Below are 14,712 nucleotides of genomic sequence, written 5' to 3'. Positions count from 1 at the left end.
TGTCCGACGGGCGGAACACGGATGGGATTACGGCATCCGGGTATTCGAACGTGACTCACCCGTAAGGAAATGGTGAGCAACCGTTTCCCTTCGTCGTACGTCAAGTTGGACGAGGGGGCAGCCCTGTGCCCCACCCTCACCACCAGCAGGATGTCCGGCCATTCTGATGGCGTACAAAGTCCCACCGCCCGGTTGCCCCACCCTTTCGTACCCCCCCTAGACTGAACTTCCAGCACAGGTGGCTACACGCTCGAAAGGCGCCCCCGTGTCCATCGGCAACTCCCCTGACGGCAACTTCCCCGAAGACGAGCGTCCGTTCGAAGACGACCGTGACGAACGCTCGGCGGAACGCCCCTCGATCGGTCGTGCCCTTCAGCAGGCACGCATCGCGGCCGGGCTGACCGTCGACGACGTCAGCAACGCCACCCGGGTCCGCATCGCCATCGTGCACGCGATCGAGCAGGACGACTTCGCCCCCTGCGGTGGCGACGTCTACGCGCGCGGTCACATCCGTACCCTCGCGCGCGCGGTGCGCATCGACCCCGCCCCGCTCCTCGAACAGTTCGCAGAGGCGCACGGCGGACGGCCCGCGCCGACCCCGGCGGCGCCGCTGTTCGAGGCGGAGCGGATCCGTCCCGAACGGCGCGGCCCCAACTGGACCGCCGCCATGGTCGCCGCGATCGTCGCGGTGATCGGCTTCGTCGGCTTCACCGCGTTCAGCGGTGGAGACGGCGACGGCGACACCACACAGATCGCCGAGGGCTCCACGCCGACCACCGGCAAGTCCGCCTCGCCGACGCCCAAGGCCGACAAGCCCGACGCCGACCCGAAGCCCGACCCCACCGACAGTGCCATCGCGGCCGCGCCCCGTGACAAGGTGACCGTGCAGGTCAGCGCCTCCGACGGCCGCAGCTGGATCTCCGCCAAGGACCACAACGGCAGGTTCCTGTGGGACGGCCTGCTCAAGCAGGGCCAGTCCAAGACCTTCCAGGACAGCTCCAGGATCGACCTCGTCCTCGGTGACGCCGGAGCCGTCCAGCTCTATGTCAACGGCAAGAAGATCAAGGACGACTTCCAGCCCGGCCAGGTCGAACGTCTGACGTACACGAAGGGCGACCCGGAGGTCGGCTGAATCTTCTGTACGCCCGGATCGGACGTACAGAAGATTCAAAGGGAACGCGGGTACGGGGTTGGCCGGGATTCGGCCAACCCCGTCGACGTGGGCTGTCACCGGGACGAAGTAGTCTTGAGCCCATGCCTGAACGCCGTACCGTCGCACTCGTCACTCTTGGCTGCGCCCGTAACGAGGTGGACTCGGAGGAGCTCGCAGGCCGCTTGGAGGCGGACGGCTGGGAGCTCGTCGAGGACGCCGAGGAAGCGGACGTCGCGGTCGTCAACACCTGTGGCTTCGTCGAGGCCGCCAAGAAGGACTCCGTCGACGCCCTCCTGGAGGCCAACGACCTCAAGGGCCACGGCAGAACCCAGGCCGTCGTGGCGGTGGGCTGCATGGCGGAGCGGTACGGCAAGGAACTGGCCGAGGCGCTGCCCGAGGCCGACGGCGTGCTCGGCTTCGACGACTACGCCGACATCTCCGACCGTCTCCAGACCATCCTCAACGGCGGTATCCACGCGTCGCACACCCCGCGCGACCGGCGCAAGCTGCTGCCGATCAGCCCGGCCCAGCGGCAGGAGTCCGCGGCCGAGGTCGCGCTTCCGGGGCACGCCCCCGTCGATCTTCCGGAAGGTCTCGCTCCGGCTTCGGGGCCGCGTTCCCCGCTGCGCCGCCGTCTGGACGGCTCACCCGTCGCCTCCGTGAAGCTCGCCTCCGGCTGCGACCGCCGCTGCTCGTTCTGCGCCATTCCCTCATTCCGCGGCTCCTTCATCTCGCGCCGTCCCTCGGACGTGCTGAACGAGACGCGCTGGCTGGCCGAGCAGGGTGTCAAGGAGGTCATGCTGGTCTCCGAGAACAACACCTCCTACGGCAAGGACCTGGGCGACATCAGGCTGCTGGAGTCCCTGCTGCCCGAGCTCGCCGAGGTCGACGGCATCGAGCGGGTGCGCGTCAGCTACCTCCAGCCCGCCGAGATGCGGCCCGGCCTCATCGACGTGCTCACCTCCACGCCCAAGGTCGTTCCGTACTTCGACCTCTCCTTCCAGCACTCCGCCCCCGCGGTGCTGCGCTCGATGCGCCGCTTCGGCGACACCGACCGCTTCCTGGAGCTGCTGGACACCATCCGCGGCAAGGCCCCCGAGGCCGGCGTCCGGTCCAACTTCATCGTGGGCTTCCCCGGTGAGACCGAGGACGATCTCGCGGAGCTGGAACGGTTCCTGAACGGCGCGAGACTGGACGCCATCGGTGTCTTCGGGTACTCCGACGAGGAGGGCACCGAAGCGGCGACGTACGAGAACAAGCTGTCCGAGGACGTCGTCTCCGAGCGGCTCGCGCGGGTCTCGCGACTGGCCGAGGAACTGGTCTCGCAGCGCGCCGAGGAACGCGTCGGACAGACCGTGCGCGTGCTGGTCGAGTCGGTCGACGGCGACGAGGGTGCGTACGGCCGTGCCGCGCACCAGGCGCCCGAGACCGACGGTCAGGTGCTGTTCACGAACGGCCAGGAACTGAGCGTCGGTCTTATGGTCGAGGCGAAGGTGGTCGGCACGGAAGGCGTCGACCTGGTGGCCGAGGTGCTTCCGGGCTCGCTCGCCTCCCCCACGTGTACTGAGGAGGCGGCCAGATGACGGGAGTCCCGGCATCCGCGGCGGGCGGCACCTCCGGCGCCAAGAGCGCGACGAACGCTTCCGGCGTTCCAGGCGCCCCGAGCGCCGCCGCCTCCGACGCTGCCGGGGAGACGCGGCCCGTCCGTGGCGGGAAGCTGGGAGCTGCCGCCGTGAATCAGGCCAGCCTCTGGAACATCGCGAACATTCTGACCATGGTCCGCCTGGTTCTCGTGCCGGGTTTCGTCGTCCTGATGCTCATGGACGGCGGATACGACCCGGTCTGGCGAGCCTGGGCGTGGGCCGCCTTCGCCGTCGCCATGATCACCGATGTCTTCGACGGCCATCTGGCCCGGACGTACGACCTCGTCACCGACTTCGGGAAGATCGCCGACCCCATCGCCGACAAGGCGATCATGGGGGCCGCCCTGATCTGTCTGTCCTACCTCGGCGATCTGCCGTGGTGGGTGACGGGCGTCATCCTCGGCCGGGAACTGGGCATCACACTGCTGCGGTTCGTCGTCATCCGGTACGGAGTCATCCCGGCGAGCCGCGGCGGCAAGCTGAAGACCCTGACGCAGGGCATCGCCGTCGGGATGTACGTGCTGGCGCTGGAGGGACCCCTGGCCACCCTGAGGTGGTGGGTGATGGCTGCGGCGGTCATTCTGACCGTGGTCACCGGATTCGACTATGTGAGACAGGCCATTGTGCTGCGCCGCCGCGGAACCGCCGAGCGCGAAGCTGCGGAGGAGGGAGCGGAACGTTGACTTCCACGGCTGCCGAAGTGCTGCGACTACTGACCGTGAGGGGCGAGACGCTCGCTGTCGCGGAGTCGTTGACAGGCGGTCTGGTGGCGGCCGCGCTCACCGCGGCCCCTGGCTCCTCCCAGGCCTTCCGGGGCTCGGTCACCGCGTACGCCACCGATCTGAAGCACCGGTTGCTGGACGTGGACGCAACCCTCCTGGACCACCGGGGAGCGGTGGATCCGCAGGTCGCGGTGGAGATGGCCCAGGGCGTCCGCACGGCGCTCGGCGCCGACTGGGGGATTTCGACCACCGGTGTCGCGGGCCCGGAACCGCAGGACGGCCGGCCCGTCGGCACGGTCTATGTGGCCGTCGCCGGACCGTCCACAGCGGAATCCGGCGTATCAGGTGGCGGGAAAGTGTCGTCGTTGCGGTTGAACGGCGGCCGGACGGAAATCCGTATGGAGAGTGTACGGAGCGTACTCGCACTGCTCCTTGAGGAGCTTGCGGGCGAACAGACCGGGAATGAGCGGGCACAGGATACGGAACAGAACGGGGGGACTTGATGTTTGCAGCCCTGAGTGAACACAACAGCGCTCCCCGCACGGCCGCAGCGCAAGGCGGTACGGTGGGGCGTGAAGGATGCGGCTACGCGGTCCGAGGAGGGAGCCACCGATGATTCTGCTCCGTCGCCTGCTGGGTGACGTGCTGCGTCGGCAGCGCCAGCGCCAGGGCCGTACTCTGCGCGAAGTCTCCTCGTCCGCCCGAGTCTCACTCGGCTATCTCTCCGAGGTGGAGCGGGGGCAGAAGGAGGCTTCCTCCGAGCTGCTCTCCGCCATTTGCGACGCGCTGGACGTACGGATGTCCGAGCTCATGCGGGAAGTGAGCGACGAGCTCGCCCTTGCCGAGCTGGCCCAGTCCGCAGCGGCCACCGAGCCGGTGCCAGCACCAGTGCGTCGACCGATGCTCAACTCCGTCTCGGTGGCCGGTGTGCCGCCGGAGCGGGTCACGATCAAGGCGCCCGCCGAAGCGGTGGACGTCGTCGCGGCGTGACCTGCCGCGACCGGGTCCATGAGCACCGGCGCGCGCCGGTGAAGCGGTAGAACCAAGCGGAAGCCCCGGCCGGGGGCCGCCAGGGAGACCTGGAGGTGCCGGCCGGGGCTTTTGTGTTGCCTGGGGCTCCCGTTTGCCGGGGTGGCGGTGGGCGGTCATGGTGGTCGTACGGTCGTCTCAAGAATCCGGAGCGTGCTGATGTACGTGGTGAAGAGCCCGCTGTCCGAGGCCGATCTCAAGACCGTCTCCGAGGCGCTGCAAGGTGCCCTGGTCGATCTTGTCGACCTCTCCCTGGTGGCCAAGCAGATCCACTGGAACGTCGTCGGGCCGCGCTTCCGCTCGGTCCATCTCCAGCTCGACGAGGTCGTGGACACCGCCCGGCTGCACTCCGACACCGTCGCCGAACGCGCCTCCACACTCGGTGTTCCGCCGGACGGGCGGGCCGGGACGGTCGCCGGGAGCAGCGGTATCGGCAGGGTGCCGGACGGCTGGGTCAAGGACACGGACGCGGTCGCGACCCTGGTGGAGGCGCTCGGCGCGGTGATCACCCGGATGCGGACGCGAGTGGAGAGCACCGCGGAAGCGGATCCGGTGAGCCAGGACATCTTCATCGGGATCACGGCGGATCTCGAGAAGCACCACTGGATGTTCCAGGCGGAGAACGGGTAGCGCGGCGCGGGTGACCGCTGGGGGCGTGAGGACGGCGGTGAGTGGCTGCGGGGCGCATCGGGTGGCCTGTCGGTGCGGTCCCTGCGAGAGGGCCGTGCGTCCCTGTGCCGGTGGTGCGCCCTCTCAGGCCGTGACGCGGGCCGTCTAGCGTCGTTCTGGGGGCCCGAAGGCCTTGGAGGTGGCGGCCATGCGAATAGCTCGCTGGGGGGCGGCTCTGGGGCTCGGTGCGCTGTGGTGGTGGGGTGTGCTGCGACTCGCGCTGGTGCCGGACGCCGGCGCGGTGGAGGGGGCGGTCGCGGCCGGGGGGTGGGGGCTGAGTCTCCTGCCTGTCCACTGCGTGCCGAAGGGGCGGGCCCGGGAACGGTCGGGGGGCGCGTCAGGGGGCGCGAGGGGTGGTCCTGTTCTGGGGGGCGCGGTGGGGGCCGTGGTCACCAGGGCATGGCCACCCCGCCGTTCGGGCGGAGGATCTGGCCCGTGGTGAAGGCCGAGGCGTCGGAGGCGAGGTGCAGCACGGCATGGGCGATGTCATCGGGCTCGCCGACCCGGCCCAGTGGTGAGAGCCGGGCCATGAGGGACTCGGTCCGCGCCTGAGCCTCGCCGTCCTGGCGGTCGGTCATGGGGGTACGGATCCAGCCCGGCGCCACGGCGTTGACACGGATGCCGTGCGGGCCGACCTCGGTTGCCAGGGTCTTCGTCAGCTGGACCACCGCCGCCTTGGTCACGCCGTAGCAGAGAAGTCCCGGACCGCCGGTGTCGACGGCGCCGGAGGCCATGGTGACGATGCTGCCGCGCGTCTCGTCGGTGATCATCCGGCGGGCCGCTTCCTGGCAGGCGTGCAGCACTCCCTTGAAGTTGACGTTCCACACCCGTTCCAGGTCCTCGTCGCGGGTCTCCAGCACCGGGCTGCTGTGCATGATCCCGGCGATTGCCGCCATCACATGGAGCCGCTCGCAGGCGGCCACAGCCCGCGCGAGCTGGACGCGGTCGGTGACGTCGAGGTGGTGGACGTGGGCGGTGCCGTTCCCGGCCTTGATCAGGGTCGCCGTCTCGTGCAGCCCCTGCGCGTCGCGGTCCGCGCAGTGCACCTCGGCGCCCGCCTCGGCGAGCAGTACCGCCGACGCTCGGCCGATACCGCTGCCGGCGCCGGTGACGAACGCGGTGCGGCCGGTGAGGTCGTACGCCGGGATGGGCATGAGGCGACGGTACGAGCGATTCTGACGGCCCGTCAATTGGCTGTACGGCCTTGGGTTGGACGTGGGGTGCCGGGGCTCGGGCGGGACGTTCTGCCGACGCCCGGCGCCGGTGCCGGACCCGACTGGCAGGCGGGGCACCAGTAGGTGGGGCGCTCCCGGGAACCGTCGCCCTGGTCGGCCGCGCGGACGGGGGTACGGCAGCGCAGGCACGGGCGGGGGGCCCGGCCGTACACGAAGAGGTCGTGATGGCGGTGGCCCGTCGTGTTGCGGATCGGGCGGTCGCGGTTGGCTTCGAGGAGCTTCTTGGCGAGGCCGGGCAACCGGGCGGCGAGTTCCTCCGGGAGGGCGCCCACAGGGAGCCAGGGAGTGACCCGGAGCAGGAAGCAGAGCTCGCTCTTGTAGACGTTGCCGATGCCGGCGAGATTGCGCTGGTCCAGCAGGGCCTCGCCGAGGGGGCGCGCGGGGTCGCTCAGGAGGTTGGTGAGGGCTCGGTCGGGGTCCCAGTCCGGGCCGAGCAGGTCGGGGCCGAGGTGGCCGACGGCGCGGGATTCGTCGACGGTGCGGATCAACTCCAGCACGGGGAGGCGGTAGCCGACGGCCGTGCGGTCGACGGTGCCCAGGATGGCGCGGATCTGGTGCGCGGGGCCGCCGCGCCAGCGCTCGTCGTTGGCGTACACCTTCCAGGAGCCGTCCATCCGCAGGTGGGAGTGGAGGGTCAGGCCGCCTTCGATACGGGTGAGGAGGTGCTTGCCCCGGGGCGTGACGTCCAGGACGGCGCGGCCGGTGAGGTCGGCCGTGGCGAACTTCGGGACCCGCAGGTCGGAGCGGGACAGGACCTTGCCGGCGAGGGCGGTGTGGAGTCGTCTCGCCGTCTGCCAGACGGTGTCACCTTCGGGCATGGGTCAAGGGTGGCATGTGCGGGGGAGCGGCTGCCTGGTGGCTCGGGGACGCGGTGGTCCGGCCGTGGGGGCGGGATCCGACTGATCGTGCCCACGCGGCGGAGCGGCCTGGCGACCCCGCCCCTGTGCCCCTGACGGGGCGTGATGCTCGGTTCACGCTCGGATGCGCAAACCGCGTGGGGTCGCGATGAAGCCCGCTCCTTCCAGGAGGGGGCCGTGGGGGGAGGTGAGGGCCGAGGTGCCGTTCACGCGTTCCACCGTGACCGTACCCAGGGAGCCCGCGCGGGCCGCCGCGGAGAGGGCTTCGGCGGCCGGGCGCAGGCGGGGGTCGTCCAGGGGTCTGGCGTCGGGGTCGGCGGGCCAGGCCAGGAGGGTCTTGCCGCCGCGCTCCATGTAGAGGGTCAGCTCGCCGTCGACCAGGACGACCAGGGAGCCCGCCTTGCGGCCCGGCTTGTGTCCGGCCTCGGTGGGTGGCTCGGGCCAGGCGAGGGCGGCGCCATAGGCGTTCGCCGGGTCGGCGGCGGCCAGGACGACGGCACGCGGGGAGGGTGTGGGACGGGTGTGGTGAGGGGGGCGGCCGATGCGGTGGTACGGGCCGGCTTGGGCGGACGTGTGGTGTCCGTCCGGGGTGCCGTCCGGAGCGTACGGGGAGTCGAGGCCGGGGTGGAGGTCGGGAGGGCCGGGGTCGACAGGGGTGAAGGGGGCGTCGGAGAAGGTGTCCCACGGGGTCTGGGGCTGTGCCGTGGGGTGGGCTTCGTCGGCGGAGGTGTACGGGGTGGGGGTCGGAACGGGCTCGTTCCGTTCGCGGGCGTTGGAAACCGCGCGGAGACGGTCCACGGCGCCGTCCATCGCGAACTGGGCGGCCCCCAGACCCTCGACGACGTAACCACGGCGGGCCTGGCCGCTTTCCTCGAAGACGGACAGGACGCGGTAGACCGCGGAGAAGCCGCCTTCGACACCCTCGGCGGCCACGGCGCCGCGGGTCACCACACCGTGGCGGTCGAGGAGGGTGCGGGCCAGGGCGTGGGCGCGGACGGTGGGGTCGGGTTCGTGGGCGGGGAGGAGGGACCAGCGGCCGGCGACCGTGGGTGGGCCCGTACGGGACTGGGGGCGCGCGGCGGCGGTCAGTGAGCCGTACCGGCCGCGGGGGACCGTGCGCTTGGCGCGGTGGGCGGTGGAGCCCGCGGTGCGGCCCGAGCCGAGGAGGGAGCGCATGGGGGCGAGCGTGTCGTTGGTCAGCCGGCCGGACCAGGCCAGGTCCCAGACGGCGTCGGCCAGTTGGGGATCGGTGACGTCGGGGTGGGTGGTCGCGCGGACCTGGTCGGCGATCTGGCGGAAGAAGAGGCCGTAGCCGCCGGAGAGGGTGCTCAGGATCGACTCGTGGAGCGCGGTCAGCTCCAGGGGGTGCGGCGGTGGGAGGAGGAGCGGGGCAGCGTCCGCCAGGTACAGCGAGACCCAGCCGTCCTTGCCGGGGAGGGCTCCGGCCCCGGCCCAGACGACTTCTCCGGCAGCGGTGAGTTCGTCGAGCATCGCCGGGTTGTACTTGGCCACCCGGGAGGGCAGGACCAGCTTCTCCAGGGCGGAGGCGGGCACGGAGGCGCCCTGGAGCTGTTCGATCGCGCGGACCAGGCCGTCGACGCCGCGCAGTCCGTGGCCGCCGCCCACGTGCTGCCACTGGGGCAGGAACTGGGCGAGCGCGGCGGGCGGCACCGGCTCCAGCTCATGGCGCAGGGCCGCCAGCGAGCGGCGGCGCAGGCGTCGCAGCACGGCCGCGTCGCACCACTCCTGGCCGATGCCCGCCGGGTGGAACTCGCCTTGCACGACGCGGCCGTTCGCCGCCAGGCGGTGCAGGGCGCCGTCCGTGACGGCCACGCCGAGGCCGAAGCGGGCGGCTGCCGCGGCCGAGGTGAACGGGCCGTGGGTGCGCGCGTACCGGGCCAGGAGGTCGCCGAGGGGGTCCTTGACCGGCTCGGTGAAGGCCTCGGGGACACCGACCGGCAGGGCTGTGCCGAGCGCGTCCCGCAGGCGGCCCGCGTCCTCGATCGCCGCCCAGTGGTCGGTGCCGGCGACGCGGACCCGGATGGCGCGGCGGGAACCGGCCAACTCCGGCGCCCACCGCGGCTCGGCGCCACGCTCGGCCAACTCGGCGCCCGTGAGGGGGCCGAGGACGCGGAGCAGGTCCGCGACGCCTTCGGCGTCCTTGACGCGTCGGTCCTCGGTGAGCCACTGGAGCTCCCGCTCCAGCTCGGTCAGCACCTCGGCGTCGAGCAGTTCCCGCAGCTCCGCCTGGCCCAACAGCTCGGCGAGCAGCCGGGAGTCCAGCGACAGGGCGGCCGCACGGCGCTCGGCGAGCGGGGAGTCGCCCTCGTACAGGAACTGGGCGACGTAGCCGAAGAGGAGGGAGCGGGCGAAGGGGGAGGGCTCCGGGGTGGTGACCTCGACGAGGCGGACCTTGCGGGACTCGATGTCGCCCATCAGTGCGGTGAGGCCGGGGACGTCGAAGACGTCCTGCAGACATTCGCGGACCGCCTCCAGGACGATCGGGAACGAACCGAACTCACTGGCGACTTGCAGCAGTTGGGCCGCTCGCTGGCGCTGCTGCCACAGGGGTGTGCGCTTGCCGGGACTGCGGCGGGGCAGCAGGAGAGCGCGGGCGGCGCACTCACGGAAGCGGGACGCGAACAGCGCCGAGCCGCCCACCTGGTCGGTGACGATCTGGTCGACCTCGCCCTTGTCGAAGGCGACGTCCGCCGCGCCGAGCGGGGCCTGCTCCGAGTCGTACTCCGCGCCCGCCCTCATGGGCTCCATGTCGAGCAGGTCCAGCCCCATGAGATCGGCGTCGGGCAGGCGCAGCACGATGCCGTCGTCGGCGTGCATGACCTGGGCGTCCATGCCGTACCGCTCCGAGAGCTTCGCACCGAGGGCGAGGGCCCAGGGGGCGTGGACCTGGGCTCCGAACGGGGAGTGGACGACGACCCGCCAGTCGCCCAGCTCGTCGCGGAAGCGTTCGACGACGATGGTGCGGTCGTCCGGTACGTGGCCGCAGGCCTCGCGCTGTTCGGCCAGGTAGGAGAGCACGTTGTCCGCGGCCCAGGCGTCGAGTCCGGCGGTCAGCAGACGCAGCCGGGCGTCCTCCTCGGACAGGGACCCCACCTCGCGCAGGAAAGCGCCGACCGCGCGCCCCAGTTCGAGCGGGCGGCCGAGCTGGTCGCCCTTCCAGAACGGCAGACGGCCCGGGACACCCGGCGCGGGGGAGACCAGCACCCGGTCGCGCGTGATGTCCTCGATGCGCCAGGAACTGGTGCCGAGGGTGAACACGTCCCCGACCCGGGACTCGTACACCATCTCCTCGTCCAGCTCACCGACCCGGCCGCCGCCCTTCTTGGGGTCGGAGCCCGCGAGGAAGACCCCGAAGAGACCCCGGTCCGGGATCGTGCCCCCGGAGGTGACGGCGAGGCGCTGGGCGCCCGGGCGGCCCGTGATCGTGCCGGCGACCCGGTCCCACACCACACGCGGGCGCAACTCGGCGAAGGCGTCGGACGGGTAGCGGCCCGCGAGCATGTCGAGGACGGCCGTGAACGCGGACTCGGGGAGCGAGGCGAACGGGGCCGCGCGGCGGACGGTGGCGAGGAGGTCGTCGAACTGCCAGGTGTCCATCGAGGTCATGGCGACGACCTGCTGTGCCAGGACGTCCAGGGGGTTGCCCGGGATCCTCATGGACTCGATGGAGCCGCTGCGCATCCGCTCGGTGACCACGGCCGACTGGACCAGGTCACCCCGGTACTTGGGGAAGACCACACCCGTGGAGACCGCGCCCACCTGGTGTCCGGCGCGGCCCACGCGCTGGAGGCCCGAGGCGACCGACGGAGGTGACTCCACCTGGACGACGAGGTCCACCGCGCCCATGTCGATGCCCAGTTCGAGGCTGGAGGTGGCTACCACGGCCGGCAGTCGGCCCGCCTTCAGATCTTCCTCGACCAAGGCACGCTGCTCCTTGGAGACCGAGCCGTGGTGCGCGCGGGCGAGGACCGGGGGCGCTCCCTGGGCCGCGCCCGAGCCGCCCATCAGCTCCGCCGGGGCGTGGTGTTCGTCCAGGGGTTCGCCGGTGGCCCGCTCGTACGCGATCTCGTTGAGCCGGTTGCACAGTCGCTCCGCGAGGCGGCGGGAGTTGGCGAAGACGATCGTGGAGCGGTGGGCCTGGACGAGATCCGCGATCCGCTCCTCGACGTGCGGCCAGATCGACGGCCGCTCCGCGCCCTCGTTGGCGTCGGCGACCGGGGAGCCGCCCAGCTCGCCCAGGTCCTCCACCGGCACGACCACCGACAGGTCGAACTCCTTGCTGGAGGGCGGCTGGACGATCTCCACCCTGCGGCGTGGGGAGAGATAGCGAGCGACCTCGTCGACCGGACGCACGGTGGCGGACAGGCCGATGCGGCGGGCCGGCCGGGGCAACAGCTCGTCGAGCCGCTCCAGGGAGAGGGCGAGATGGGCGCCGCGTTTGGTGCCGGCGACCGCGTGCACCTCGTCCAGGATCACCGTCTCCACGCCCGTGAGCGCGTCGCGCGTGGCCGAGGTCAGCATCAGGAACAGCGACTCGGGGGTGGTGATCAGGATGTCGGGCGGGCGGGTCGACAGGGCCCGGCGCTCGGCGGCCGGAGTGTCCCCGGAACGGATGCCCACCTTCACCTCGGGCTCGGGCAGCCCCAGGCGCACCGATTCCTGACGGATGCCGGTCAGCGGACTGCGCAGGTTCCGCTCCACGTCGACCGCGAGGGCCTTCAGCGGTGACACGTACAGCACCCGGCAGCGCTTCCTCGGGTCGGCCGGGGGAGGGCTCGACGTCAGCTGGTCCAGCGCGGCGAGGAACGCGGCCAGCGTCTTGCCGGAGCCGGTCGGCGCGACCACCAGCACGTCCGAGCCCTCGCCGATCGCCCGCCACGCCCCGGCCTGGGCCGCGGTGGGCGCGGAGAAGGCCCCCGTGAACCAGCCGCGGGTCGCGGGGGAGAAGCCGTCGAGGGCTCGATCTGCGGAGCTGACCATGCCCCCATCCTGCACCCGACCACTGACAACGGCTCGGACCTGGGTAAACGGCTCGGAGCGGGACAGCACCAGGGCCGGGGAGGGCGCGGGTCGTACGGGGGCGGGTGAGCCAGGCCGGGTGGGGTCGGGTGAGTCCGGGTGGGGTCGGAGAAGTCCGGGTGGGGCCGGGGAAGGGTGGGGCGGGACCGGGCGGGGGCAGTGGGGTTCGCCGCTCGGGCCGGCCGCAGAATGGGAGCATGGCGGGTTCGGTGGAGCGGGCGAGGCACTGGCGGTACGCGGAGCTGCCCGGGGTCGACCTGCTGCGGGCGAGCTATGTCGAGAAGAAGTTCGTGCGGCACACCCATGAGAGCTTCGTGATCGCGGCCATCGCCGACGGTGTCGAGGTGTTCCACCACGGCGGCGCCGATCAGTACGCGGGCCCGGGCACCCTGGCCCTCGTCAACCCGGACACTCCGCACACCGGACGCGCCGGCGTGCCCGAGGGGTGGCGGTACGGCGCCGTCTACCCGTCCCCGGACGTGGTGGCCGAGATCGCCGCCGAGACCACCATGATCCGCGGTACCCCCGGGTTCGTGCATCCGGTGCTCGACGATCCCTACGCAGCCGGCCTCGTCCATCAGGTGCTGCGGGCCGTCGACGAGGGCAACGCGCTGGCCGCGGACACCCTGCTGCGGGTCGCCGTGACCCGGCTGCTGCGCTTGAACGGCGGGCCCCTGCCCCAACGCCCCGTCCGTACGGCAGGTGCCTCCGTCGCGGCACGCGCGCGTGCCGTGCTGTCGGAGCGGCTGGCCGACCCGCCACCCCTGGAGCGGCTCGCCGCCGACCTGGGCACCAGCCCCTTCGCGTTGCTGCGGGCCTTCCGCGCGGCCTACGGCATGCCACCGCACGCCTGGCTGACCGACGCGCGCGTGCGGCGGGCGCGGAGCCTGCTCGACGCGGGCACGGCTCCGGTCGATGCCGCCGTCGCCGTCGGCTTCACGGACCAGCCACACCTCAACCGCCACTTCAGCCGGATCGTGGGCGTGCCTCCGGGGGCCTACCAGCGCGAACGCATCGGCGGTCTCGGCGGCGGCCGTGAGGGTGAGGACCAGGCGCGCGGACGCACGGACGGCGCTCGGGGGCGCAAGAACGTACAAGACGCATAGGGCCGACGGCTCGTACCGTCCGGTGCGTGGTGACGGAACAGACAGGTCTCGCGGAGACACAACACGACGGTGGCGGCACGAAATCCGACGGAGCGGTCGTCCGGGACGCCCTGGGAGTCGGGGTGGCCGTCGGCCTCTCCGGGTTCGCCTTCGGGGTGACCTCGGTCGGCAGCGGGCTCAGCCTGCCGCAGACCTGCGCGCTGAGTCTCCTGGTGTTCACCGGGGCCTCCCAGTTCGCTCTCGTGGGCGCGCTCGCGGCCGGCGGCAACCCCTTCACGGCAGCCGCCGGGGCCTTCTTCCTGGGCGTGCGCAACGCGTTCTACGGGCTGCGTCTCTCCCAGGTGCTCGCCCTCCCGCGCGCGGTGCGGCCGTTCGCGGCCCAGTGGGTCATCGACGAGACCACGGCTGTCGCCCTCGCCCAGCCCACGCGCCGCGCCACCCGCATCGGCTTCACTGTCACCGGGCTCAGCCTCTATGTGCTGTGGAACCTCACCACGCTGCTCGGCGCGCTCGGCGCCGAGGCCATCGGCGACACCGATGCCTGGGGGCTCGACGCGGCCGGACCCGCCGTCTTCCTGGCCCTCCTCGCGCCGATGCTGAAGACCGCAGGGGAGCGGGCCGTCGCGGGCATCGCCGTCGTCCTGGGGCTGGGCCTGCTGCCCGTACTGCCCGCCGGAGTCCCGGTCCTGGTCGCCGCGACGGCCGCCCCGGTCGTCCTCTGGGCGCAGGGGCGCCGCCGCAGGGCCGGCGGGCCACGGGTGGACCGCCGGAGGGGCGGCGGCCGGCCGGAGGTCGGGCAGGACGAGGCCGCGCGCGGCCCACAGGGCGAGGCACAGGGCGTGGACGTTGGTGGGCACGGACCACAGGGCGAGGACGGCCGGCGAGGCGACAGGCAGGGGAACCACCGGTGAACGTCTGGATCGCGGTCGCCGTCACCGCCGTCGGCTGCTACGCGGTCAAGCTGATCGGCCTGCTGGTGCCGACGGGCGTCCTGGAACGCCCACTCGTGCAGCGCCTCGCCGCCTTGCTGCCCGTGGCCCTTCTCGCCGCCCTCACGGCACAGCAGACCTTCGCCGACGGCCACGACCTGGTGGTGGACGCGAAGGCCGCGGGGCTCGCCGCGGCGGCCGTGGCGCTTTTCCTTCGGGCCCCCTTCCTGGTCGTCGTGGCCGCGGCGGTGCTGGTGACGGCGGGGGTGCGGGCGCTCACGGGCTGACGGCCGCCGTGGCTGTCGTCCGGCGCACGCACGCACACACGT

The 14,712-nt window shown here is 72.2% G+C and carries 13 protein-coding genes; 10 read left to right on the top strand and 3 right to left on the bottom strand.

What is annotated here, in order from left to right; all coding sequences use genetic code 11:
• The first annotated feature begins 265 nt into the window (after nucleotides 1-265).
• From K1J60_RS12065 to K1J60_RS45755, 7 genes are all read left to right on the top strand, one after another.
• Nucleotides 266-1,132, top strand: coding sequence for a helix-turn-helix domain-containing protein (locus K1J60_RS12065; RefSeq protein WP_220646235.1), 867 nt, complete (start codon nucleotides 266-268; stop codon nucleotides 1,130-1,132).
• 122 nt (nucleotides 1,133-1,254) lie between these two features.
• Nucleotides 1,255-2,736: a 30S ribosomal protein S12 methylthiotransferase RimO gene (gene rimO / locus K1J60_RS12060; protein WP_220646234.1), complete on the top strand. Its 1,482-nt coding sequence runs from the start codon at nucleotides 1,255-1,257 to the stop codon at nucleotides 2,734-2,736.
• Entirely contained in the window at nucleotides 2,733-3,479 is a 747-nt protein-coding gene (gene pgsA, locus K1J60_RS12055) for a CDP-diacylglycerol--glycerol-3-phosphate 3-phosphatidyltransferase (protein ID WP_220646233.1), read from the top strand. The genes rimO and pgsA overlap by 4 nt, the downstream gene beginning before the upstream one ends.
• The gene (locus tag K1J60_RS12050; protein ID WP_220646232.1) at nucleotides 3,476-4,021 is read left to right on the top strand and encodes a CinA family protein; all 546 of its coding nucleotides are present in this window, start codon (nucleotides 3,476-3,478) and stop codon (nucleotides 4,019-4,021) included. The genes pgsA and K1J60_RS12050 overlap by 4 nt, the downstream gene beginning before the upstream one ends.
• A gap of 109 nt (nucleotides 4,022-4,130) precedes the next feature.
• Nucleotides 4,131-4,508 (top strand): helix-turn-helix domain-containing protein, encoded by a 378-nt coding sequence (locus K1J60_RS12045; protein WP_005481441.1) that lies wholly within the window; start codon nucleotides 4,131-4,133, stop codon nucleotides 4,506-4,508.
• Nucleotides 4,509-4,706: 198 nt separating this feature from the next.
• Nucleotides 4,707-5,177, top strand: coding sequence for a Dps family protein (locus K1J60_RS12040; protein ID WP_220651422.1), 471 nt, complete (start codon nucleotides 4,707-4,709; stop codon nucleotides 5,175-5,177).
• A 187-nt stretch (nucleotides 5,178-5,364) separates the two neighbouring features.
• On the top strand, nucleotides 5,365-5,658 hold the full coding sequence (locus K1J60_RS45755; RefSeq protein ID WP_259407688.1) for a hypothetical protein: 294 nt from the start codon (nucleotides 5,365-5,367) through the stop codon (nucleotides 5,656-5,658).
• Here K1J60_RS45755 and K1J60_RS12035 read toward each other — a convergent pair.
• The 3 genes from K1J60_RS12035 to K1J60_RS12025 all read right to left on the bottom strand — a co-directional run bounded on the left by K1J60_RS12035 (nucleotide 5,606) and on the right by K1J60_RS12025 (nucleotide 12,309).
• Complete coding sequence (locus tag K1J60_RS12035; protein WP_220646231.1) at nucleotides 5,606-6,370, bottom strand: SDR family NAD(P)-dependent oxidoreductase; 765 nt, start codon at nucleotides 6,368-6,370, stop codon at nucleotides 5,606-5,608. The two genes, K1J60_RS45755 and K1J60_RS12035, sit on opposite strands and share 53 nt — an antisense overlap.
• A 32-nt stretch (nucleotides 6,371-6,402) precedes the next feature.
• The gene (locus K1J60_RS12030) at nucleotides 6,403-7,269 is read right to left on the bottom strand and encodes an Fpg/Nei family DNA glycosylase (RefSeq protein ID WP_220646230.1); all 867 of its coding nucleotides are present in this window, start codon (nucleotides 7,267-7,269) and stop codon (nucleotides 6,403-6,405) included.
• Nucleotides 7,270-7,422: 153 nt separating this feature from the next.
• Nucleotides 7,423-12,309, bottom strand: coding sequence for an ATP-dependent helicase (locus K1J60_RS12025; protein ID WP_220646229.1), 4,887 nt, complete (start codon nucleotides 12,307-12,309; stop codon nucleotides 7,423-7,425).
• 236 nt (nucleotides 12,310-12,545) lie between these two features.
• Here K1J60_RS12025 and K1J60_RS12020 point away from each other — a divergent pair, with 236 nt between their 5' ends.
• From K1J60_RS12020 to K1J60_RS12010, 3 genes are read left to right on the top strand one after another with little or no spacing between them, the layout of a single operon-like run.
• The gene (locus K1J60_RS12020) at nucleotides 12,546-13,454 is read left to right on the top strand and encodes an AraC family transcriptional regulator (RefSeq protein WP_259407687.1); all 909 of its coding nucleotides are present in this window, start codon (nucleotides 12,546-12,548) and stop codon (nucleotides 13,452-13,454) included.
• Nucleotides 13,455-13,483: 29 nt separating this feature from the next.
• A complete protein-coding gene (locus K1J60_RS12015) occupies nucleotides 13,484-14,365 on the top strand; it encodes an AzlC family ABC transporter permease (protein ID WP_259407686.1) in 882 nt (293 codons plus the stop codon).
• On the top strand, nucleotides 14,362-14,670 hold the full coding sequence (locus K1J60_RS12010; RefSeq protein WP_220646228.1) for an AzlD domain-containing protein: 309 nt from the start codon (nucleotides 14,362-14,364) through the stop codon (nucleotides 14,668-14,670). The genes K1J60_RS12015 and K1J60_RS12010 overlap by 4 nt, the downstream gene beginning before the upstream one ends.
• Nucleotides 14,671-14,712 lie beyond the last annotated feature (42 nt).

The sequence above is a fragment of the Streptomyces akebiae genome, from assembly GCF_019599145.1.
GTDB classification, from domain to species: Bacteria; Actinomycetota; Actinomycetes; order Streptomycetales; family Streptomycetaceae; genus Streptomyces; species Streptomyces akebiae.
Note: the sequence above shows the minus strand (reverse complement) of the source record. Positions and strands in the feature narration are given on the sequence as shown.